The sequence below is a fragment of the Pseudomonas cichorii genome (assembly GCF_003700275.1).
Lineage (GTDB): Bacteria > Pseudomonadota > Gammaproteobacteria > Pseudomonadales > Pseudomonadaceae > Aquipseudomonas > Aquipseudomonas cichorii_B.
Genome location: NZ_RBRE01000035.1, coordinates 269,483 through 290,390, shown reverse-complemented (window position 1 = coordinate 290,390; position 20,908 = coordinate 269,483). Strand labels below are relative to the sequence as shown.

Here is a 20,908-nt window from a genome sequence, read left to right as displayed (position 1 = left end):
CCTGTGTTGATGACGAACAGGGTGGGTCGAGTCACACCGCTTGCCGGATATTTTCAATTTTTTTACATCCATGGCGCATCCGGTTTGATCTGGAGCAACTTTTACGTGCTTGCAGGAAATGTCCGGCAGATTTCCCTGACCGTTAAATCTGTGCAGCACGTTTAATTACTTCTGGTTATGGCGGATATATTTAAACGGTACAAGGGTGTGTCAATTTTTTGCTAACGTAACATTCGGGCTCGTCAACTTACTGTTTGTAAAACGTTTTTAATAATTTCAACTCGACGCCGGGCGCCAAGGAAACTTTTATGCATGAATCGGCCACAACCCGACGTTTGTTGATTGTTGATCCCAGTGACGATTGTCATCAGTTGATTCCCGTCCTGCATGCAGCCGGATGGGCGGTGGACAGCAACACGCTTGAAGAGGCGCTCAACCAGCGCTGCGATGTCGGTCTGATTCGTCTCATGCCTGAACATTTCGATCGTCCCGAAATGGTCAAGGAGCTGATTACCCGCAGCAACACGCAATGGATCGCAGTGTTGGCACCCAATGACCTGCGGCGCGAGAAGATCGGCGATTTCGTCTGCGAATGGTTTTTCGATTTCCATACGCTGCCTTTCGATGTTGCACGCATGCAGGTCACGCTGGGTCGGGCTTATGGCATGGCGCGCTTGCGTGCCCAGGGCGCGAATCAGGTGTCGAGCAGCGATCACGAGATGCTCGGTGAAAGCCGGCCGATCCGCGAGTTGCGCCGTCTGCTGGGCAAGCTGGCGCCTACCGAATCGCCGGTGCTGATTCGCGGCGAGCGCGGCACCGGCAAGGAGCTGGTTGCGCGCACGCTGCACATGCAGTCGCAACGGCGCAACAAGCCATTCGTTGCGGTCAACTGCGGTGCGATTGCCGAGCATCTGTTGCATGCGGAACTGTTCGGCTATGAGAAGGGCGCGTTCAACGGTGCGCTGGAGCGCAAGATCGGCCGTATCGAAGCGGCCAACGGTGGCACCTTGTTTCTTGACGATATCGGTGACCTGCCGCTGGAAACCCAGGCCCACTTGCTGCGCCTGCTACAGGACCGGCATATCGAGCGCTTCGGCGGTAATGAAGCGATTCCGGTCGATGTCCGGGTACTGGCGGCAACCCATGTCGATCTGGAATCCGCCATCCGCAAGAAGCGTTTTCGTGAAGACTTGTACTATCGCCTGAATGTCCTGCAGGTCGGCACGGCGCCGTTGCGCGAGCGGCATGGCGATCTGGCGATGCTGGCCAACCATTTCGCGCATTTCTACAGTCAGGAAACCGGCAGGCGTGCGCGCAACTTCAGCCAGGATGCCCTGATTGCCATGGGCAAGCATGACTGGCCGGGGAATGTCCGCGAGCTGGCCAATCGGGTTCGGCGTGGACTGGTGCTGGCCGAAGGGCGGCAGATCGAGGCGGCGGATCTGGGCCTGCTCGGAGAGGAGGATATTGCCAGCAGCATGGGCACGCTGGACGACTACAAGTCGCGGGCCGAGCGTCAGGCGCTGTGCGATGTGCTGACGCGCCACAGTGACAACCTCAGCGTGGCCGCCAAGGTCCTAGGCATTTCGCGGCCGACGTTCTATCGACTGCTGCACAAGCATCAGATCCGCTGAGTCAGCCAGAAGCTGCGTGACGGCAGCCATTGCCTGCTCGCGGCGTGTCGCCCAGTCACCCCCGATGATTCGATAGTTCTGGGCGTGGCGATCCAGCCATTGCCGACTGTCCTCGAAAAACGCCTGGCGCTCGCTCAGTTGCGGCTGGCAGCGTTGTCCATCACTGATCCAGTCGACGCCTTCAGGGGAAAGCAGCAGATGCAGGTCGTAGTGCCTGCTAAGCAATTGCTGCTCGATCCACTCCGGACAATCACCGAACAATGTCTTGCTCCAGAGCATATTGCTCAGCAGATGCGTGTCGAGAATCAGCAGATGCGGGGCGGTAGCGCGGGCGGCATCCTCCTGGGCCAGCTGCCCGCGGGCAATGGCGGGGATATCGCTGTAGAAGGTATCGCGGCCTTGCTGTTCGATGAAATGGCGCACGTATTCGCCCACCAGCACACCGCCGAAGCGGTTGCTGATTTCATTGCACAACCAGCTTTTGCCGCTGGATTCGGGACCCGCCAGGACCAGGACTTTCATCGTGCCAGTGCCAGATCGTTGCGCCATTCACGCCAGCCTTGCACGGCCAGCAGGGTAAACAACCCGTACAGCGCAGCGGTCAGGTACAGCTCCTTGTAAACGAACAGGCCGACGAAGATGACATCCAGCACGATCCACAGGGGCCAGCACTGCAGGCGTTTCTGTGCCATCCATACCTGGGCAACCAGGCTGAAACCGGTCAGCGCGGCATCCAGCCAGGGTTGGGCAGCATCGGTGAAGTGAGCCATGAAGGCACCCAGCGCCAGACTGATGACGGCACCGATTGCCAGGCCACCCACCACCGGACCGCCCGGCAGGACCGTGACCGCTCGCACCGGCAGGCCGTTGCCATGGCGGGTCCATTGCAACCAGCCATATACCTGCAGGCCGGCGTAGATGACTTGCAGCAGCATGTCCGAGTAGAGCTTCACGTCGAAGAAGATCCAGATGTAGATCACCACCATCACCAGGCCGATTGGCCAGCACCATGGGTTCTGCTTCACTGTTAGCCAGACTGCTATCACGCCGAGTGCGGCAGCGAAGAGTTCAAGTCCGGACATGGCGGCTCCCTGAAGGTGGTTGTGATGGATGGGCGCGCGATTGTAAGCGCTTATGCGCAAGACAGGGAGCCTTTGCGCGCTCAGGTCTGCTAGCATCTCGGCGCTTTTACGCATCCTCTTCAAGGATTGTTCAGGTTCGGATGCTCATAGTTACAGGCTTTTTTTGCACAACAACACTAACGGGCGAGCCGCAGGCATCGCTTTATGGGGGAATGATGGATCTTTGGGCCGCCGCTCAGGCGTTGATATTGGGTATTGTCGAAGGGCTGACGGAGTTTCTGCCGATTTCCAGTACGGGGCATCAGATCATAGTCGCCGACCTGATCGGTTTCGGCGGTGAACGGGCCATGGCGTTCAATATCATTATCCAGCTGGGAGCCATTCTGGCCGTGGTCTGGGAGTTTCGGCGCAAGATCATCGATGTGGTCGTGGGCCTGCCCAAACAGCAACAGGCGCAACGTTTCACCCTCAATCTGCTGATCGCATTCCTGCCGGCCGTGGTGCTGGGGGTGATTTTTGCCGATCTGATCCACCATTACCTGTTCAACCCGATCACGGTGGCGACTGCGCTGGTCATCGGCGGGGTCATCATGCTCTGGGCCGAGCGTCGCGAGCATGTGGTACGTGCTGAAACGGTCGATGACATGACTTGGCGCGATGCCCTGAAAGTCGGCTTTGCGCAGTGTCTGGCAATGATTCCGGGCACCTCGCGTTCGGGCTCGACGATTATCGGTGGCCTGCTGTTCGGTCTGTCGCGCAAGGCGGCAACCGAGTTCTCGTTCTTCCTGGCCATGCCGACCATGGTCGGTGCCGCGGTGTATTCGGGCTACAAGTACCGTGAGCTGTTCCGTCCCGACGACTTTGCAGTCTTCGCGATCGGCTTCATCACCTCGTTCATCTTCGCCATGATTGCCGTGCGCGGCCTGCTCAAGTTCATCGCCACCCACAGCTATGCGGTGTTCGCCTGGTATCGCATCGGCTTTGGCCTGTTGATTCTTGCGACCTGGCAGTTTGGCTGGATCGACTGGGCGGCCGCCAAGGCATAATGTCCATGCGCCAGCGTGGCGGGGCACAGCCAGCAAACCGGGCGCGGGCGCCGATTCAAGGGTTGCGCCTGAAGCTGTGCATTCTGTTGCTGCTGTGTGCGTTGCCGGCCTATGGCGCGTTCATGCTGTGGTTCAAGGCGGGCAACGCCGTCGCTGGCGCAGCGTATCTGCTGATGAGTCCGCTGGCCTTTTTTCTTTACCGGCATGACAAGCGTCAGGCCGGTCAAGGCGGCTGGCGTACGCCGGAAAACATCCTGCATGCTTCGGAGCTGCTGGGCGGCTGGCCCGGTGCCTTGCTGGCGCAGCAGGCTTTCCGGCACAAGACCCGCAAGCTGTCCTTTCAACTGGTGTTCTGGCTGATCGTGCTGGGGCATCAGTTGCTGTGGGTCGACTGGCTGTTCCTCGAACAGGGCTGGTTCAAGCCATGGCTTTCACAGCTTCAACGCTATCTGCTGACGTTTCGGTAACTTGCCGACCACCAGTTGATGCGAGCGGGTCAGCAAATCCCTGATCTCGTCATCGCTCAGCGCGTAAGGCTGCCGGACGCTGATCCAGTGCGCCCTTGCCAGATAAGGCGCAGGGCGAATGCCGGGGCGGTCGACGTAACCCAGGAACAGATCCGCATGAACCTTGAAGGACAGGCCCTGGCCTGCCAGGTCCATCACCGCGAACATCTTCTTTTCGGCAACGGAAAACACCCGCATGCCACCCCATTTGTAATCCTCCCGCGCTCCGGGCAGGTCCAGGCAGAAACGTGCTATATCTTCGGTTTGCATGGTATCGATAATCCAGTCCCTGTCGCTAAGTTGTTCGATAGTCGCACGAATAATAGATCAGCGGATTGTTTGCTTCGGCGTCTGTGACTACTGTGCCTCTTTTGTCCTGTCTGGAGCCTGGAATGTCTGCCGTGCAACTCGCTGAAGGTGAACTCAACTACCTGCTGGAAGGCCCGGCTGATGCGCCAGTGCTGGTATTGTCCAACTCATTGGGCACCGACCTGCATATGTGGGACACCCAGATTCCAGCGTTCACCCGGCATTTTCGCGTATTGCGCTATGACACTCGTGGCCATGGCCGCTCGCTGGTCAGCGAGGGGCCTTACAGCATCGAGCAGAATGGCCGCGATGTCCTGGCGCTGCTGGATGCGTTGGGCATCGATCAGGCTAGCTTCTGTGGCCTGTCCATGGGCGGGCTGATCGGCCAGTGGCTGGCGATCAATGCACCTGAGCGGCTGCAGCGCGTGGTGTTGTGCAATACCGCGGCAAAGATCGGCACCCCTGAAGTGTGGAATCCGCGGATTGAAACCGTACTGCGTGACGGTCAGGCGGCCATGGTCGCGTTGCGTGATGCCTCGATTGCCCGCTGGTTCACGCCGCAGTTCGCAGTGAGTGAGCCAGCCACGGTCGAGCCGATTGTCGGCATGCTGGCGCAGACCTCGCCGCAAGGCTACGCCGCCAACTGCGCCGCCGTGCGCGATGCCGATTTCCGCGAGCAGCTTGCCTCGATCAGGTTGCCGGTGCTGGTGGTATGCGGCACCCAGGATGCGGTGACCACGCCGCTGGACGGCGGCTTCATGGTCGAACGCATCCAGGGCGCACGGATGATCGAGCTGCACGCGGCGCATCTGTCGAATGTCGAGGCCGGTGAGGCGTTTACCCGGCCGGTGCTGGCGTTTCTGACGGGCGAATAACTCAGGCTGTCCCGGCCGCAACAGCACTGCCATACTCGCGGGCCAGCAATGCCGAGGGTGGTCGGGTGTTTGATCTCAATGATCTGTTTTATTTCGTCCAGGTGGTCGAATGCCAGGGGTTTGCGGCCGCCAGCCGCAAACTGGGTATTCCCAAGTCCAAGCTCAGTCGCCGGGTTGCGGGCCTGGAGGAGCGCCTGGGTGTTCGGCTGATCCAGCGCTCCACGCGCAAGTTTGCGGTCACCGAAACCGGACGGGATTACTACAGCCATTGCGTGGCGATGATGGTGGAGGCCGAGGCCGCCGAAGAGGCCATCGAACGCTCCAGGGCCGAGCCGCAGGGCAGGGTGACGATCAGTTGCCCGCCAGCTCTGGGCCATATGGGTGCCAACCAGACCATCGCCCTCTTCATGGCCGCTTACCCCAAGGTTCAGGTGCATGTCGAGAGTTCCAATCGCCGCGTTGATCCGTTGGCGGAAAACATCGACATCGCATTGCGGGTCCGCTTTCCGCCGCTGGAAGACGATGGGCTGGTAGTCAAGATTCTCGGCCACAGCGCCCAGCGGTTGGTCGCGCATCCGGCGCTGGCAAGCCAGTTGCCTGCCAACCCGACCTTTGCCGAGCTGGCACTGCTGCCCAGTCTGGATCTTCCCTCGTCGACCCACGAGCATCGCTGGCTGCTGATTACTGCGCCTGAGCGTTATGCCGAAGTGAAGCATCTGCCGAAACTGGTCAGTTCGGACCTCGATACGCTGCTGCAGGCCGCCTTGCAGGGCGTCGGCATTGTGCAGCTCCCGGAAATTCTGGTACGTGAAGCTCTGGCGCAGGGGCGCTTGCTGGAGTTGTTTACCGAACACCGACCCAAATGCGGCATCGTGCATGCAGTGTTCGCCTCGCGCCGTGGCTTGCTGCCTGCCGTCAGAGGTTTGCTGGATGCCTTCGAGGACACTTTCAAGAACTCACAGGCGGAATGGGTCAAACCATTGTTCTGTAGATAGAACGAAGTATTATGTTTTTGCCGACTAATCAGTAATCGGCATTGAAGATAGGATTGTCCCCACTTGATCGCCGGTGGCGATTCTTATTTCCGGGAAGTCCGTTATGAAAGTTCTGCACATCGACTCCAGCATCCTTGGCGACCATTCCGCTTCACGTCAGCTCAGCCGCAGCGTGGTTCAGGCCTGCCAGGCGAAGCACGCCGACAGCCAGGTGACGTATTGCGATCTGGCCAGCGATGCCTTGAGCCATTTCTCTGCCGCAACCCTGGCCGCTGCCGGCACGCCGGTCGAAGGCCGCGATGCGGCACAGCAGCAGGAAGTCGCTGCCAACGAAGCCACATTGCAGGAGTTCCTGGCCGCCGATGTGGTGGTGATTGGCGCACCGATGTACAACTTCACCATTCCCAGCCAGCTCAAGGCCTGGATCGACCGCATCACCGTTGCCGGTCGCACGTTCCGCTACAGCGAAACCGGTCCTGAAGGCCTGTGCGGCGGCAAGCAGGTGATCATTGTTTCCACTTCTGGCGGCCTGCATGCCGGTCAGCCAAGCGGTGTTGGCCATGAAGAGCTGCTCAAGGTGCTGTTCGGTTTCATCGGCGTGACCGATCTGCAATTCGTGCGCGCCCATGGCCTGGCTTACGGTGAAGAGCCGCGCACCAATGCCCTGAGTGCGGCACAGCAGCACATCGAACAAGGCCTGTTTGCTGCGGCCTGATCGCCCAAACAGCTTTCCTGAACTCCACTGCCCGCGCATTTGATTGCGTCGGGCTGTGGAGTTTTTTGTTTTCCAGATGCGCCAGGTTGCAACCTTGACAGCTTTCTTACAGGTAAGCCGGTCAGCGCGGCAGTAACATGACGCTCAGTCTCGCGATAAATAGTCTGGCCCGGCTTATGCACTATTTATCGCCCAAAGACTCTCATCTCTGTGAGAGCAGGGGGTGCTGGAGCATGAAGCTCGATATCAGCGCATAAATGGATTGTTCAGGACTACAAAGGATGAACCTTCAAATGGTACGTCTTTGTGCAGCGTTGCTGGTTTTGCTACTCAATAGCCTGATTTCGGTGCAGATCCGTGCCGATGACGAGTGGAGCGCGGGCTTTCATGAGCTGAGCTTTCCCGACCCTCTGGATTCGCAACTGATGCAGGCGATTGCCTTCTACCCGTCCACAGGGCCGGAGCAGGTGAGTGCACTGCAGGGTTATCGGGTCGACGCCGCCGAAGATGCGCCGATTGCCATGGGCCGCTTCCCGTTGCTGTTGTTGTCCCACGGCAATACCGGTAACCCGCTGGCCTTGCATGACCTGGCCACTTCGCTGGCCCGCCAGGGTTTTGTGGTGGTTGCCGTGGTGCACCCTGGCGATAACTACCGCGATCACAGCCGTCTGGGCAGCCTGAGCAATCTTTACGGCCGTCCGTTGCAGATTTCCGAAGCCATCAGCGCGGCCTTGCTCGATCCGATGCTGTCGCCTTATCTCAGTGCCCGTCAGGTTGGCGTGATCGGTTATTCGGCGGGTGGTGAAACCGCGCTGATCCTGGCCGGTGCACAACCGGACCTCAAGCGCCTGCGCCAGTACTGCATCGAGCGCCCCGATGATCGCGATGCCTGCAAGACTCAGGGAGAACTGGTTGCCGATCGCGACGACCTGCATGCCCAGGCCGACCCGCGCGTCGCAGCGCTGATGCTCATGGCGCCGCTGAGCCTGATGTTTGGCCGTCATACCCTGAGCGAGGTTCATGTGCCGGTGCTGATGTATGCCGGCGATGACGATCAACTGCTGCCGATCGACAAGAATGCCGAGGCGCTGGCGCGCAAGTTGCCGCAGGTGTCGGATTACAAGCTGCTGGCCGGGGCCGGTCACTTTGTGTTCATGGCCCCGTGCAGCGATGAACAACGCTCGGCAATGCCAGCACTGTGCACCGACCGCGAAGGCGTGGATCGTGAAGATATCCATCGCACCCTGAGTGCCGAAGCGGTGCGTTTTTTCAGCAGTACGCTGGGCTCAGCCGACGCGGATAATTCCGGCATGCAAACCGCGCATCATCAATGGCCGGATTCGGCGCTGCCTTCTGACAGTGAGCGCAGATAATCGCCGAAGCCTCCGCTGGCCCGGGGATCGAGCCGGGAACTGGTGGTGACCTGCGGTTTGCAGCTCCAGGCAATCCGTGCGCCGCTGCGCTCCAGTTCCCTGACCAGTTGCACATCTTCATGGCAGGTCAGGAACGGAAAGCCTCCGGCCCGCACATAAGCTGAAGCACTGATGCCCAGATTGGCGCCATGAATGTGCCGATGGCCTTCACGATGCTGGTAGTGCTGTTCAAACAGCTTCTGTACTTTGGCTGACAGACCATTGCCTTGTCTTGGGATAGTGATGGTGCCGCAGACGGCATCGGCATTCAGCGCCAGTTGCTCTACCAGCCAGTCTGCCGCCACATTGCTGTCGCCATCTGTGCTGGCCAGCCAGCGGGCGCCATGGCTGAGCAGGTAGTGTGCGCCTGCTGCCCGCGCCTGCCCGACATTGCGTGCACTCAGATCAAGGGTGATGACGCCATGTTGCAGAGCGATGTCGGCCGAGTGGTCGGTGCAACTGTCCAGAACCACCAGGATCGTCACGGGTTCGCCATTCAGGCCGGGATGCCGGCTGGCCTGAAGCAGGCTTTCAAGACAGGCTCCGAGCAGTTTTTCTTCGTTGTGTACCGGAATCAGAATACCAATCACCTGAGTTTTCCCTGAGTGGCGACGGAGGTCTGGTCGTGGCTCCAGAGATCCATCAGAAAGTCATCTTCGTGATGACTGGACAGCCGGTGCATCTGTAGACGTTCGGCCAGAATTCGGTGTACCTGATCGGCATTCAGAGGGCAGCCCTCGATAGCGGGGCGCCAATGACAGGCCAGTAATTGACCATCCGAAGTGAGTGAGGCGAGCGCGCAATCGATCAGGCGGTGCAGGTCTTCGCGATCGAGGTAATAGCCCAGCTCACTGAGCACGATCAGCTCAAAGCGGCCCTCAGGCCATTGTTGTGGCAGGCGCGCCTGCTGCACATGGGCGTGATCGAAGCCGGCCAGCCGCTGGCGGGCCAGTTCTACGGCACGGCTGGAGGTATCGCAGCATTCCAGGCGATCACAGCGGGCCGCCAGTTCGGCGCTCAGTTCAGCATTGGCGCAACCGGGCTCGAAAATCGTGCTGTAGCGCTCGCGGGTCAGGGTGGCCAGGGTCAGGGCGCGCTTGCGTCGCTCGTACCAGCGTTGTCTGAAAGCCCATGGATCGTTGTTGTCGCGGAAAATCTCATCGAAATACTGCTCCGTGACACTCATATAAAGACTACCTCAAAGGGTTGTAACAATCGTTCCAGCACCCCGGAGGGCAGGATCGGCGCCAGGCCGATTCCCGGATCACCCTGCAACTGGCTGGCAAAGGCATGCGCCGCATGACGCTTGCGGGCAATGGTCATGGGATCGAGCAAGACCTTGCGCGCCCGTTCCCAGGGCAGGCGTTCATCTTCGGGGTCGGCCCAGTGCCAGGCCCAGATCGGCACCTCGTTAAGCCTGGCACCGGTCGTGGCACACGCCCTTGCACAGGCCCGGCCGACCGCTTCGTGATCGCCATGTCCATCCTCGGCCCAGGTGCTGAACACCACGTCGGTAGGCAACAGGTAGCGCTCGATGAACTTCACCAGTCGCTCTTCTTCAGTCGCGACTTCGCCATCATGAAAACCACCGCGAATCCACTGCAAGCGATGCAAGGGCAGGTCGAGACGGCGCAAGGCTTCGGCGCTTTCCTGCGGCCTGATCACACTCAGGCGTTCACTGGGCCAGAGTTGCGAGCCGGGATGACTGGCACTGCCATCGGTGATCGACAGCAACTTGATGTTTCTTTCCAGTTGCGCCAGTTGGCACATCAGTCCACCGCAACCCAGCACTTCATCGTCCGGATGCGGGGCGACGATCACTGCCCGTGAGTGCGGCGGTACCAGCAAGTCAGCGCTGATGACCGGCACTGCACCGAGTTTCTGTGAAGCGTTCCAGGCCTTGAGGCTGGTGCCACGGCCTGCAATCAGTTTCTTTTTCATGGCTGCCAGACTGTGTCCAATGGGGAGGTCGATGTCTGGCCGATCAGTTTTCCAAGAACTGCGAGGTCTTTCTCGGCATGGCTCTGGCGCAGAAACACCGGTAGATCGGTAATCAGGCGGGCAAAATGTGCGTCCTTGCAGTAAGGCGTGGCGCCCATTGCCCGGCCCACGTGGCTGATGACCTGTTCGGCGGTCTGTTCGACATGTGCCCGACAGCGCCGTGCCAATTGCTCGGCATCGTCGTGCGGTGCCTGATCCAGGCGGCTGGCGGCGTTCTGCAGGATCTGGCCGCTGCCATACAAGGCAACGTCCACCGCGCCCAGATGCGCAAGGGCATGCGGCTCTTCACCCTTACCTGCATGTTGCACAAGCCGCTGTGCCAGTGCGCGGGATGCGCCGTACCAGCACACTGCAATACCGATGCCGCCATGCCAGAAGCCTGCGCGGGACAGATACCCTCCAGGTGGGCCGACCAGTGTTGCCGAGGCCTGATCGAACTGCACCTCGATACTGCCGGTCGCGCCCATGCCGACGGCCCGCCATCCATTGGTTATTACATGGATGCCGGGCTGGTCGAGGGCCACAGCCACCAATTGCTGGCGGTTTTCTTCATCCCAGGCGGTGATCAGTGCATGGCTCAAGACAGCTGCTCCAGAACACCATGCCTTGCGGCCATTCAGGCGCAGCGAATCTGCCTGGCCGCTGATATTTACCCTGGCGTTGGGTGGTTCGGCGGCCCACATGCCCCAGGTTGTACCGGGAGCGGGAGGTTCGGCCGCCAGTTCCTGCATGATCGCCAGGGCATCGGTATGACCCTCGTAGAGTTTGCACAGCCCCAGATCATGGGCCGCTACGCAGGCCAGGGCCTGCCAGCGTTCCAGAGTCCTGCCGCTGGCCGGCAGCGGAAGGCGGTCGAGGCTTTCATCGACCAGTGCCCGCAGGCACTCGCCCAGCGCCTGGGTATCGGCATAGCCGTGCCTGCGCCAGTCGAGAAACTCCTTGAGGGCCTGAGTCATCACGAGTCTTCGCGCTGTAGCTCGAACAGCAGCAACGAGCGTGGCGTCACTGTGTAGCTGGAGCCGAAGTCGAATTGCTCCTTGCTGCGCAGGTCTTCCTGGTTGGTGTCGATCAGACAGGTGAAGTGTGTGCCTTCCGGTACTTGCGGGAAGGTGAAATCGACTCCTTCATGGTGGGCATTGACCACCAGCAGCAAGGTGGCGTCGGCGCCGGGGCGACGAATGCCGGTTTCCTGTGCGCGGCCATCCATCAGCATGCCCAGGCAACGGGCATTGCTGTCGTGCCATTGTTCGACACCCATCTCGTTGCCGTCCGGTGCCAGCCAAGTGACATCCTTGACGCCGATTTCCTCGTTGTAATCGCCGACCAGAAAGCGGCTACGACGCAGGATCGGATAACTTTGGCGCAGCTTGATCACCCGCTTGACGAACTTGAGCAGGGCCTTGCCGTCGGAATCCAGATCCCAGTTGACCCAGCCGATCTCGCTGTCCTGGCAATAGGCATTGTTATTGCCGTGCTGGGTGCGGGCGAACTCGTCGCCGGCCACCATCATCGGCGTGCCCTGGGCCAGCAGCAGCGTGGCGAAGAAGTTGCGCATCTGGCGCAGACGCAGCTGATTGATTTCCGGGTTGTCGGTCGGGCCTTCAACGCCGTGGTTCCAGGACAGATTGTTGTTGCTGCCGTCCTGATTGTTCTCGTCGTTGGCCTCGTTGTGCTTGTCGTTGTAGGACACCAGGTCATGCAGAGTGAAGCCGTCATGGGCGGTGATGAAGTTCACCGAGGCCTGCGGGCGACGTCCGCGCTGGTTGAACATATTGCCCGAGGCGGTCATGCGCCCGGCAAAGTCGGCAAGCTGGCTGTCATCGCCTTTCCAGAATGCACGTACGGTGTCGCGGAACTTGTCGTTCCATTCCATCCAGCCGGGCGGAAAGCCGCCGACCTGATAACCACCGGGGCCACAGTCCCAGGGTTCGGCGATGAGTTTCACCTGGCGCAGGACCGGGTCCTGGCGGCAGGCGACCAGGAAGCTGTGCCGCTCATCGAAGCCGTCGTGATAGCGGCCCAGAATGGTCGCAAGGTCGAAGCGGAAGCCGTCGACATGCATCTCCGAGGCCCAGTAACGCAGCGAATCGGTGACCATCTGCAATACGCAGGGGTGACTCAGATCCAGGGTGTTGCCGGTGCCCGAATCATTGATATAGAAACGCTTGTCGTCCGGCATCAGCCGATAATACGAGGCGTTGTCGATGCCGCGCATGGACAGGGTCGGACCCAGCTCGTTGCCTTCGGCGGTGTGGTTGTAGACCACATCGAGAATTACCTCCAGCCCGGCATGGTGCATGTGCGCAATCATTTCCTTGAACTCGGCAATTTTGCCGTGAGCCAGGTAGCGCGGGTCCGGGGCGAAGAACGCAATGCTGTTGTAGCCCCAGTAGTTGGTCATGCCTTTCTGCAGCAGATGCTGGTCGTTGACGAAGGCATGTACCGGCAGCAGTTCGACCGCTGTGACGCCCAGTTTGCGGATGTGGTCGATCACTTCCTCGACCATCAGCCCGGAAAAGGTACCGCGCAGCTCATCCGGCACGGCTGGGTGGCGCATGGTAAAGCCGCGGACATGGGTTTCATAAAGGATGGTCTTGTCCCAGGGCGTGCCGACCCGCTGGTCGCGGCCCCAGGTGTAGGCTGGATCGATGACCTTGCTCTTGGGCACGAACGGTGCGCTGTCGCGTTCATCGAAGCTCAGGTCGCCGTCAGGATGACCGATGGTGTAGCCGAACAGGGCTTCGGACCATTTCAACTGGCCAACCAGCTGTTTGGCATAGGGGTCAATCAGCAGTTTGTTATGGTTGAAACGATGGCCATTCTGCGGGTCGTAAGGCCCATAGACCCGATAGCCGTAGATCAGCCCCGGATGTGCGTCAGGAAGATAACCGTGGAAGATTTCATCGGTGTATTCCGGCAGTTCGATACGCTCCAGCTCCACTTCGCCGCTGGGGTCGAACAGACACAGTTCAACCTTGGTCGCATTGGCGGAAAACAGCGCAAAGTTGACGCCCAGACCGTCCCAGTTGGCGCCGAGCGGGAAGGGCAGGCCTTCACGGATGCGTGAAGTTGTGCCGGTCGTTTCGTGAGCGGTTGCGGTGTCGTGTTTTACGGTTTTGGACTTTGTGTTCATGATTTTCCCTGACGCGATGACTTTACGGACAGCCAGAACCGCTATCGAAACCTGGACGGCTTCAACATTGCTGAATAAAGATGCCGGGTTGCCGCAGGTCACGTCCTGATCGAGCGTGACATCTGCGACAGTGGGCAGGTAACCGGCCCGGGTTTCAGGCGGTAGGTGGCTTGCGTGGTTTTTTTGCCGCAGGCTTGGGCGGTTGTTCTGCCTGGGTAGGGGTAGAAGGTGACTTTGGTTTTGCTGCCGGCTTGGGTTTTGGGGCTGCTGCCGGTTTGGCTACGGGTGCAGCTTTTGCCGCTGGTTTGGAGGGCGCTGTTTTTGGCGCAGCTCCATCGACCTTCGGCAGTTTGGGCTTGTTGGCCTTGCTGGCGCTGGTTTTGTCCGGGGCCAGTGCCTCGGCTTCCGCCAGTTTGCGGGCCATTTCCCAATGACGTTGTTCCTGCCCGGCGGGCTTCCCTTCCGATTCCCAGATTTGATAGGCAAATTCGCGAATTCTTTTTTCGTCGGCACTCATCTCGACACTCCCAGGTATTACATAGTTTGAATAAGCAGGTTTACAGAAAATTCCTTGAGCGCTGCACTGAGCTGTATTTCCCTGTCATTGGTCACTACGACGTCAGAAAAGAGGCCCTTCCAGTGTGGTGGTGAATCAGCGAACGGCAGAATGATTCGTGTATCGCCCCAATTGGCAGCATTAATGAATGGAGTTTGCGCAGTGCCCAATAGTTCACTGCTTGTGCGTGGAACCACGACGATGGCGCGCTCGCCCTCCCATATACGAGCGAAAGCCACGACATGCTCGGCGTGACTGCCAGCCACTTGCAGGGGCAGATACTCCCCGTGACTGAACAGACTCGAATGCTCGGCGCGCAGATTCAGCGCCCGGGCGATCAGCGTTTGCTTGATCCTGCCGTCCTGCCACTGATCCAGCAGTTCGCTCACTTCGGCAGGCTCGGCCAGGGCGTCCTGGCGGGCGATGTAGTCCACCGGGCGGCGGTTGTCAGGATCCACCAGGCTGAAGTCCCAGAACTCGGTGCCCTGATACAGATCGGGGACACCCGGTACAGTCAGGCGCAGCAGGGTTTGCGTCAGGCTGTTCAGGGCTCCTGCTGCGGCAATCCGGTTGGCAGTGGCGCCCAGCGACTGGCGTAGCGCCAGGGCTTCGGGAGCCAGCAGCAGACGTTTCAGGAATTCTCGGCAAGCGCCTTCATAGGCCTGATTGGGCGCGCCCCAGCTACTTTGCAGTTTGGCCTCGCGAAGGGCTTTTTCCTGCCACTGCAGCATGCGTTGGGAATAATCTTCGTAGGCCTGGCCGCTTTCCATCTCCAGCGGCCAACTGCCCAGCAAGGCCTGGTAGAGCATCAGTTCGTCGCCGGCACTGATGGTCGGCTCCTCGCCCTTGAGCGGGACCGCCAACTGGCGCCAGCGCTCTACCTGTTCGGCATACCAGCCTGCACATTCACTGAGTACCGCCAGCCGTGTTCGGGTGTCTTCACCGCGCTTGTGATCGTGGGTGGCGGTGGCCAGCAGGTTATTGGCGAATTTTTCCCGGCGTTGCAGACACGCCTGATGAAAGTCTTCCACCGGAGCACTGAAATGCTGCGGATGAAAGCCCACATCATTGCGCGACAACAGCACTGCCGAGCGATAAAAAGCCGTGTCTTCCACGGACTTAGCCGCAACCGGTGAAGTCAGTTGCTGAAAGCGTACGCAAGCTTTGCGGTGCAGGTCGCGCAGGCGGCCGCGAGGCAGTTTGCGCCAAGGTTGACCACCCAGCCAGCGTTGCAGGTAATCCAGCACCGGCCAGTCGCCTTCGTTGAGGGTGTTGCGTGCGCCCTGCATGGCTTGCTGGAAGAAACGATCGTCTTCTGCCGAGCGTCCGCAGACGCTGATATAGGTACGGTAGATCGGGAAATTCACCACCAGTGCCAGCAGCGCCCGGCGAATGGCGCCGAGGGTCAGGTCGCGACTCATCAGGTCACTGCGCGCCACTTGCAGCAGCGCCTGGGCGACATTCTCGAAGTCTCCGGCAAGCGTACCGTGCAGCACCAGGTCACGTGCTATCAGCACCTCCTGATCGAAATCCGCGCTGCGCTCGCTCAGGCGGCTCCAGAGTTCGCTCAGCGGTGCCTGGCCCTTGGGGTCGTGTTGCAGCAGGGACACCTGATTCATGAACTCGTAGCCGGTGGTACCGTCCACGCTCCAGTCATCGCGCAGTGCTTCATCGGGCCCGAGAATCTTCTCGACGAAAATCGGCAGGTGTTCCAGTTGCGCATGTTCAGGACGCTGCTTCAGCAGTCCCTTGACCCGGCGATGCAGTTTGCGTCCATAGCCGCGTGGGTCGGCCAGCCCGTCGATATGGTCGATGCGCAGGCCGTCCACCAGACCTTCTTCGATCAGCTGGAAAATCTTGCCGTGGGTGGCCTCGAAAACCATTGGCCGCTCGACGCGCAGGCCGCCCAGTTCGTTGATGTCGAAGAAGCGCCGCCAGTTGATGTCGTCGCCAGCGGTGCGCCAGCTTGCCAGTCGATAATGCTGGCGCTCCAGCAGGTGATGCAGGCGCTCGAAACCTTCGCTCTGCCGCGAGTCGAACTGCGCCAGCCCGCGTTCGATGGCGTGCAGTATCTCGGGATCTCTGGCCAGTTCCGCCAGTTCCGCCCGAGCCTGACGCGCCCGTTCATAGGCCTGGGGATACTGTTTCAATGCCGAAAAGCGCTGGCCCAGCTCGGTCAGTTGCGGATGCCCGCTGGCATGCAACAAGGGACCGTAGGTGGGGGGCGTGACCGGAAAATGATGCTGGTAGTGTTCGATATGAAACGAGCCGTGCTGCGCATCGAAACGCAACGGAATTTCCCCGGCCTGCAGCACCGAGCCATAGTCACTGCTCAGGAACGGCAGCAGCAACTGGCCTTCGAGCAACGGGTCGGGCGAGTCCCACTGGATATCGAAGAAGCTGGCGTAAGGACTGCCGCGTCCCCACTCCAGCAGGTCGAGCCACCAGGGATTGTCCGCGCCGCCGACGGCCATGTGGTTGGACACGATATCGAGGATCAGGCCCATGCCATGGGCGCGCAAGGTTTCGACCAGACGACGCAGCGCCGGTTCGCCGCCCAGTTGCGGGTTGATGATGGTCGGGTCGACCACATCGTAGCCGTGCATTGAGTCGGCACGCGCCTTGAGCAGCGGGGATGCATAAATATGACTGATGCCCAGTCTGGCGAAGTAGGGCACCAGGGGTATTGCGTCGTCGAGGGTGAAGTCCTTGTGAAACTGCAGGCGTTGAGTCGCCCGCAATGGCTTGAGTGCATTGCTCATCGGTCACGCTCCGCAGCCTGCAGCCGGGATTGGGACAGCAGCTCCAGCCGTCGTGCAGCGTCTTCATGGTCGAGCAAGGTGGCACTGTTGGCACTGAAGCGCCGCCGCCAGTTGGGATGACTGTCGATGGTGCCGGGCAGGTTGGCCTGTTCGTGAACCCCCAAGGCATCCTCCATGGGCAGCAACACCAGCGGTGCGCGGGTGTGGCCCAGATAACGGATGCTGGCATCGATGATCCGGGTGAAATCATCGGTGTCGGCGGGCAGGTTGTCGTTGTTTTGGCTCAGGGCGCGACGCAGGCCGTCGTACTCACGGGCACGTTCCTCGCGCCAATGACGTTCGCTCTGTTCGTCGATATGGCCCAGGCGGGCATTCCATTCGATATCCAGCTCGCTCAGCCAGCCGGTCAGGGTCGGCAAGTCGTGGGTACTGGTGGTAGCCAGAGCCTGATCCGACCAGTCCAGAATGGGTCTGAAGTGGCCGTTGTTTTGCTCGAACAGCAACACGCGCATGCCCAGAATCGCGCGCGCCGAGAGTTTGTCATGCATGCCTTCGGGCACTGTGCCCAAGTCTTCACCCAGCACGATTGCCTTGTGCCGCCAGGATTCGAGGCTCAGCAGACGCAGCATGTCGTCCAGCGGATAGTTGAGGTAGGCGCCTTCGCTGGGCGGTGAGCCCAGTGGCACGACCCAGAGGCGTTGCAGGCCCATTACATGGTCGATCCGCAAGCCGCCGGCATGCGCGAAGTTGGCGCGCAGCATCTCGATGAATGCACGAAAGCCATTGCGTTTCAGGCCTTCGGGAGAAAAAGCCGAGATGCCCCAGCTCTGTCCGGAGCGATTGAGAATATCCGGCGGTGCGCCAACGGTCAGTGCCGAGAGCAGTTCGTCCTGGCGGCTCCAGGCCTGGCTTCCGGCACCGTCCGCACCCACCGCGAGGTCGGCGATCAGGCCGACGCGCATGCCGCTGCTGCGTGCGGCGACTTGCGCGCGCTCCAGGCTGCGGGCAATCAGCCACTGGGCAAAGGCATGAAAACTGATCTGCGGGCCATGTTCGGCGGCAAAGCGGGCGATGGTGTCGCTGCGCGGGTTTTTCAGCTCTTCGGGCCATTCATGCCAGTTGTCGCTGATACCCATCTTCGGGCATTCGGCGCGCAGGGCTTCAAAGCGGCAATGGTTTTCCAGCGCTTCACCGCCCGCATGACGGAAGCTGTTGAAGTCTTCATGCAGCGGATGAGCGCCGCTGCTGAAGGTTTCATACAGCGCGTGAAAGGCTTTCCACTTGGCAGTGGCTGCTGCGGGCCAGTCGATCAGTTGCAGGTCTTCCAGGCGCTTGAATTCGTCACTGACGCCGGCGTCTTCAATGGCCTGGCGCCAGGCACGTTCGCCAAGGATCATGCCCGGCGATGCGTAGAGGCTGTTGAGAAACAGGCGGCTGGAAGGCGAATAAGGGCTGTAACGCTGCGGGTCGCTGGCGAACATGGCGTGTATCGGGCTGATCGCCAGGGCATCGGCACCGCGCTCGCCTGCCGAGCGCACCAGCGCCTCAAGAGCCTGAGTGTCGCCAAATCCGCCATCGCCTTCGCGGCGCAGGCCGTAGAGCTGTACGGTCAGGCCCCAGGCCCGGGGCGTCGGCACATCGGTCGCCATGGCCATGCTGAAGCAGGTCTTTGGCGCGACAGCAATGGTCAGGTGCTGACCGGCAATTTCCAGTTGCTGATAGCCGATGGTTGCCAGGCCTGGCAACTCTGCATTGTCGGTCAGGTGCGCAGCCAGTCTTGAACCATCTTCCAGGTGCAGCACGAAAGGAGTCTGCGGCTCGAACCAGGCCGACAGGTCCAGATTGCTGCCATGGTCGGCAGTCAGCAGCGGCGGAGGGCTGGCGCCGTGCAGGGCGTTCTGCAATTGCAGCAGGCTGGCGTCGATGGCCTCGCTGCTGTCAGCGCGATGGCCGAGAGCTTCAAGAACCTTGCGTAATACCTGGGGGCTGACTGTCTGCGGGCGAGCGTTGGCATCGACCCAGTGCACCGACAAGCCTGCTTCACTGGCCAGTCTTTCCAATTGCTCATTGCTCATCCTGTTCCTCCAGAACATCACTTGCTGTCAGGCTGACAATGGCCGTGTAAGGATTGAGGGTCCCTCGACTGGAAAGTTCTATCGGATTTGGCAGGCTGGAAAACAGAAGCGTAGCGTCATCCCGATCGGGCGCCACTACCGGATGTTCGGCGAGATTCAGATCGATACGCAGGACACTGCCGTCGCCCATGCGCCAGCGGGCGCTGACTGCCGCATCGCCCAGCACTTCGCAACCCAATGCACGGGTACCCGGCAGGCGCGGGATGATCTGCTCATGACGGATACTCAACAGATGTCGATAGAGTTCGAGCCAGTTGCGATGGTCGTTGCCTTTGTCGGTTTCCAGCTCGATTGCATCGAATGCCGGGCGTGAAGCGGCAAAGGTCTGCGGGTCGTTGGGGTCGGGGATATGTTCCCGGCGTTCCTCGTCTGCAAAGGCGGCGAAGTCGGCAAACTCGCTGCGTCGTCCTTCGCGCACGGCGTCGGCGAGTTCACCGTGGTGGCTGGTGAAGAACAGAAAAGGCTCGCTTGCCGCCCACTCATCGCCCATGAACATCAGCGGGATCATCGGCGACAGCAGAAGCAGCGCCGTGGCAGCCTTGAGCGCCGGGGCAGGGCAGAGCTGTGGCAGGCGTTCGCCCATGGCGCGATTGCCGATCTGATCGTGATTCTGCAGGAACAGGATGAACGCCCCGGGTTCCAGATGCCCACTGGGCTCGCCCCGCTTGTGGCCCTGGCGGGTTGCCTCGCCCTGATAGACGAACCCCTCGCTCAGCAGGCGCGCCAGCTTTTGCGTCGGCTCCTGAGCGAAGTCTGAGTAATAGGCATCGGTTTCGCCGGTCAGCAGGACATGCAGGGTGTTATGCCCGTCATCGTTCCACTGCGCATCGAAGCCTTGTTCAAGCAATGCAGCCTGATTGAATTCGTTTTCCAGGTTGAGCCACACATGGCGGTCCTTGGCAATGCGTTGCCGCACACGCTGGGCGAACTCGGGCAGAAAGGTCTCGTCCTTGATGGCATGTACCGCATCCAGGCGCAAACCATCGAAACGGTATTCGAGCAGCCACATCAAGGCATTGTCGATGAAGTAGTCGCGAACTTCCGGACGACGAAAATCAATGGCATCGCCCCAGGGCGTTTTCACGTCGCTGCGGAAGAACTCCCTGGCGTAGCAACCCAGATAGTTGCCGTCCGGGCCGAAGTGGTTGTAGACCACATCCAGAATCACCATCAGGCCATGGCCGTGGGCCGTGTCGATCAGGTGCTTGAGCTGTTCCGGCGTGCCGTAGGATGACTGCGGCGCATAAGGCAGCACTCCGTCGTAACCCCAGTTGCGATCACCGGGGAATTGCGCCAGCGGCATCAGTTCGATGGCGGTGATCCCAAGTTCCGCGAGTCTTGCCAGGTGTGTCTCCACCGCGGCATAGCCGCCCAGTGTGCCGACATGCAACTCCTGGATGACCGCTTCATGCCACGGGCGACCTTTCCAGTCATTGTGTTGCCACTGATAAGCCTGAGGGTCGACCACGATGCTTTGTGAGTGCACGTCGTCGACCTGAGCGCGGGAGGCCGGATCGGGAACCTGCAGGTCCTTGTCGATCCGGTAGCGATAGCGAGTGCCCGCTTTGCAGCGGGCCTCGACAACGAACCAGCCTTGTTGCTGTGCTTGCATGGCCAGCGACTGACCATCATCCAGTTCAACGCTTACATCCTGGGCATCCGGTGCCCAGAGGGCGAACCGGGTATGTTCGGGGTCCAACAAAACTGCACCGTGGCACCAACTTTCTTCTGTACGCACAAGCATCCA

Annotated in this window: 19 protein-coding genes; 7 read left to right on the top strand and 12 right to left on the bottom strand. The window is 60.3% G+C overall.

Annotated elements, in window-relative coordinates:
• Positions 1–308 precede the first annotated feature (308 nt).
• Entirely contained in the window at positions 309–1,634 is a 1,326-nt protein-coding gene (locus tag ALQ04_RS09160) for a sigma-54 dependent transcriptional regulator (protein WP_122315423.1), read from the top strand.
• On the opposite strand, the gene ALQ04_RS09155 is transcribed toward ALQ04_RS09160, so the two are convergent.
• Positions 1,578–2,156: an AAA family ATPase gene (locus ALQ04_RS09155; RefSeq protein ID WP_122315422.1), complete on the bottom strand. Its 579-nt coding sequence runs from the start codon at positions 2,154–2,156 to the stop codon at positions 1,578–1,580. The two genes, ALQ04_RS09160 and ALQ04_RS09155, sit on opposite strands and share 57 nt — an antisense overlap.
• Positions 2,153–2,716, bottom strand: coding sequence for a nicotinamide riboside transporter PnuC (gene pnuC / locus ALQ04_RS09150; protein ID WP_122315421.1), 564 nt, complete (start codon positions 2,714–2,716; stop codon positions 2,153–2,155). The genes ALQ04_RS09155 and pnuC overlap by 4 nt, the downstream gene beginning before the upstream one ends.
• Before the next feature lie 215 nt (positions 2,717–2,931).
• Between pnuC and ALQ04_RS09145 the strand changes: the two genes are divergently transcribed.
• A complete protein-coding gene (locus tag ALQ04_RS09145; protein ID WP_122315451.1) occupies positions 2,932–3,762 on the top strand; it encodes an undecaprenyl-diphosphate phosphatase in 831 nt (276 codons plus the stop codon).
• Positions 3,762–4,229, top strand: a complete 468-nt coding sequence (locus ALQ04_RS09140; protein ID WP_122315420.1) for a DUF1294 domain-containing protein — start codon at positions 3,762–3,764, stop codon at positions 4,227–4,229. The genes ALQ04_RS09145 and ALQ04_RS09140 overlap by 1 nt, the downstream gene beginning before the upstream one ends.
• On the opposite strand, the gene ALQ04_RS09135 is transcribed toward ALQ04_RS09140, so the two are convergent.
• A complete protein-coding gene (locus ALQ04_RS09135; RefSeq protein WP_122315419.1) occupies positions 4,194–4,538 on the bottom strand; it encodes an MmcQ/YjbR family DNA-binding protein in 345 nt (114 codons plus the stop codon). The two genes, ALQ04_RS09140 and ALQ04_RS09135, sit on opposite strands and share 36 nt — an antisense overlap.
• A 122-nt stretch (positions 4,539–4,660) precedes the next feature.
• Between ALQ04_RS09135 and pcaD the strand changes: the two genes are divergently transcribed.
• The 4 genes from pcaD (at position 4,661) to ALQ04_RS09115 (ending at position 8,535) form a co-directional block, all read left to right on the top strand.
• Positions 4,661–5,452 (top strand): 3-oxoadipate enol-lactonase, encoded by a 792-nt coding sequence (gene pcaD / locus ALQ04_RS09130; protein ID WP_122315418.1) that lies wholly within the window; start codon positions 4,661–4,663, stop codon positions 5,450–5,452.
• Positions 5,453–5,517: 65 nt separating this feature from the next.
• Complete coding sequence (locus ALQ04_RS09125; RefSeq protein ID WP_122315417.1) at positions 5,518–6,447, top strand: LysR substrate-binding domain-containing protein; 930 nt, start codon at positions 5,518–5,520, stop codon at positions 6,445–6,447.
• 103 nt (positions 6,448–6,550) lie between these two features.
• A complete protein-coding gene (locus ALQ04_RS09120; protein WP_122315416.1) occupies positions 6,551–7,162 on the top strand; it encodes an FMN-dependent NADH-azoreductase in 612 nt (203 codons plus the stop codon).
• Between the two features lie 293 nt (positions 7,163–7,455).
• Entirely contained in the window at positions 7,456–8,535 is a 1,080-nt protein-coding gene (locus ALQ04_RS09115) for an alpha/beta fold hydrolase (RefSeq protein ID WP_122315450.1), read from the top strand.
• Here the strand turns inward: ALQ04_RS09115 and ALQ04_RS09110 are convergent.
• The 9 genes from ALQ04_RS09110 to treZ form a co-directional block, all read right to left on the bottom strand.
• Positions 8,490–9,164 carry a glycosyltransferase family 2 protein gene (locus ALQ04_RS09110; protein WP_122315415.1) on the bottom strand — a complete coding sequence of 225 codons (675 nt, stop codon included), beginning with the start codon at positions 9,162–9,164 and terminating at the stop codon, positions 8,490–8,492. The two genes, ALQ04_RS09115 and ALQ04_RS09110, sit on opposite strands and share 46 nt — an antisense overlap.
• Positions 9,161–9,760: an SAM-dependent methyltransferase gene (locus ALQ04_RS09105; RefSeq protein ID WP_122315414.1), complete on the bottom strand. Its 600-nt coding sequence runs from the start codon at positions 9,758–9,760 to the stop codon at positions 9,161–9,163. Before ALQ04_RS09105 ends, ALQ04_RS09110 begins: the two co-directional genes overlap by 4 nt.
• A complete protein-coding gene (locus ALQ04_RS09100) occupies positions 9,757–10,515 on the bottom strand; it encodes a PIG-L deacetylase family protein (RefSeq protein WP_122315413.1) in 759 nt (252 codons plus the stop codon). Before ALQ04_RS09100 ends, ALQ04_RS09105 begins: the two co-directional genes overlap by 4 nt.
• Positions 10,512–11,531: an acyl-CoA dehydrogenase family protein gene (locus tag ALQ04_RS09095; RefSeq protein WP_122315412.1), complete on the bottom strand. Its 1,020-nt coding sequence runs from the start codon at positions 11,529–11,531 to the stop codon at positions 10,512–10,514. The genes ALQ04_RS09100 and ALQ04_RS09095 overlap by 4 nt, the downstream gene beginning before the upstream one ends.
• Positions 11,531–13,708, bottom strand: a complete 2,178-nt coding sequence (gene glgX, locus ALQ04_RS09090; RefSeq protein ID WP_122315411.1) for a glycogen debranching protein GlgX — start codon at positions 13,706–13,708, stop codon at positions 11,531–11,533. Before glgX ends, ALQ04_RS09095 begins: the two co-directional genes overlap by 1 nt.
• A gap of 154 nt (positions 13,709–13,862) precedes the next feature.
• Positions 13,863–14,225 (bottom strand): DUF2934 domain-containing protein, encoded by a 363-nt coding sequence (locus tag ALQ04_RS09085; RefSeq protein ID WP_122315410.1) that lies wholly within the window; start codon positions 14,223–14,225, stop codon positions 13,863–13,865.
• A gap of 17 nt (positions 14,226–14,242) precedes the next feature.
• A complete protein-coding gene (locus ALQ04_RS09080) occupies positions 14,243–17,026 on the bottom strand; it encodes a malto-oligosyltrehalose synthase (protein WP_122315409.1) in 2,784 nt (927 codons plus the stop codon).
• Positions 17,023–19,101: a 4-alpha-glucanotransferase gene (malQ, locus tag ALQ04_RS09075; RefSeq protein ID WP_122315408.1), complete on the bottom strand. Its 2,079-nt coding sequence runs from the start codon at positions 19,099–19,101 to the stop codon at positions 17,023–17,025. The genes ALQ04_RS09080 and malQ overlap by 4 nt, the downstream gene beginning before the upstream one ends.
• Entirely contained in the window at positions 19,091–20,905 is a 1,815-nt protein-coding gene (gene treZ, locus ALQ04_RS09070; protein WP_122315407.1) for a malto-oligosyltrehalose trehalohydrolase, read from the bottom strand. Before treZ ends, malQ begins: the two co-directional genes overlap by 11 nt.
• Between the last annotated feature and the right edge of the window lie 3 nt (positions 20,906–20,908).

Excerpts from the sequence above, each read along its gene's own strand:
- treZ (WP_122315407.1), bottom strand. The coding sequence starts at position 20,905 with ATGCTTGTGCGTACAGAAGAAAGTTGGTGCCACGGTGCAGTTTTGTTG.
- pcaD (WP_122315418.1), top strand. The coding sequence starts at position 4,661 with ATGTCTGCCGTGCAACTCGCTGAAGGTGAACTCAACTACCTGCTGGAA.
- ALQ04_RS09155 (WP_122315422.1), bottom strand. The coding sequence starts at position 2,156 with ATGAAAGTCCTGGTCCTGGCGGGTCCCGAATCCAGCGGCAAAAGCTGG.
- malQ (WP_122315408.1), bottom strand. The coding sequence starts at position 19,101 with ATGAGCAATGAGCAATTGGAAAGACTGGCCAGTGAAGCAGGCTTGTCG.
- pnuC (WP_122315421.1), bottom strand. The coding sequence starts at position 2,716 with ATGTCCGGACTTGAACTCTTCGCTGCCGCACTCGGCGTGATAGCAGTC.
- ALQ04_RS09100 (WP_122315413.1), bottom strand. The coding sequence starts at position 10,515 with ATGAAAAAGAAACTGATTGCAGGCCGTGGCACCAGCCTCAAGGCCTGG.
- ALQ04_RS09105 (WP_122315414.1), bottom strand. The coding sequence starts at position 9,760 with ATGAGTGTCACGGAGCAGTATTTCGATGAGATTTTCCGCGACAACAAC.
- ALQ04_RS09140 (WP_122315420.1), top strand. The coding sequence starts at position 3,762 with ATGTCCATGCGCCAGCGTGGCGGGGCACAGCCAGCAAACCGGGCGCGG.
- ALQ04_RS09160 (WP_122315423.1), top strand. The coding sequence starts at position 309 with ATGCATGAATCGGCCACAACCCGACGTTTGTTGATTGTTGATCCCAGT.
- ALQ04_RS09135 (WP_122315419.1), bottom strand. The coding sequence starts at position 4,538 with ATGCAAACCGAAGATATAGCACGTTTCTGCCTGGACCTGCCCGGAGCG.
- ALQ04_RS09145 (WP_122315451.1), top strand. The coding sequence starts at position 2,932 with ATGGATCTTTGGGCCGCCGCTCAGGCGTTGATATTGGGTATTGTCGAA.
- ALQ04_RS09120 (WP_122315416.1), top strand. The coding sequence starts at position 6,551 with ATGAAAGTTCTGCACATCGACTCCAGCATCCTTGGCGACCATTCCGCT.
- ALQ04_RS09115 (WP_122315450.1), top strand. The coding sequence starts at position 7,456 with ATGGTACGTCTTTGTGCAGCGTTGCTGGTTTTGCTACTCAATAGCCTG.
- ALQ04_RS09080 (WP_122315409.1), bottom strand. The coding sequence starts at position 17,026 with ATGAGCAATGCACTCAAGCCATTGCGGGCGACTCAACGCCTGCAGTTT.
- glgX (WP_122315411.1), bottom strand. The coding sequence starts at position 13,708 with ATGAACACAAAGTCCAAAACCGTAAAACACGACACCGCAACCGCTCAC.
- ALQ04_RS09095 (WP_122315412.1), bottom strand. The coding sequence starts at position 11,531 with ATGACTCAGGCCCTCAAGGAGTTTCTCGACTGGCGCAGGCACGGCTAT.
- ALQ04_RS09085 (WP_122315410.1), bottom strand. The coding sequence starts at position 14,225 with ATGAGTGCCGACGAAAAAAGAATTCGCGAATTTGCCTATCAAATCTGG.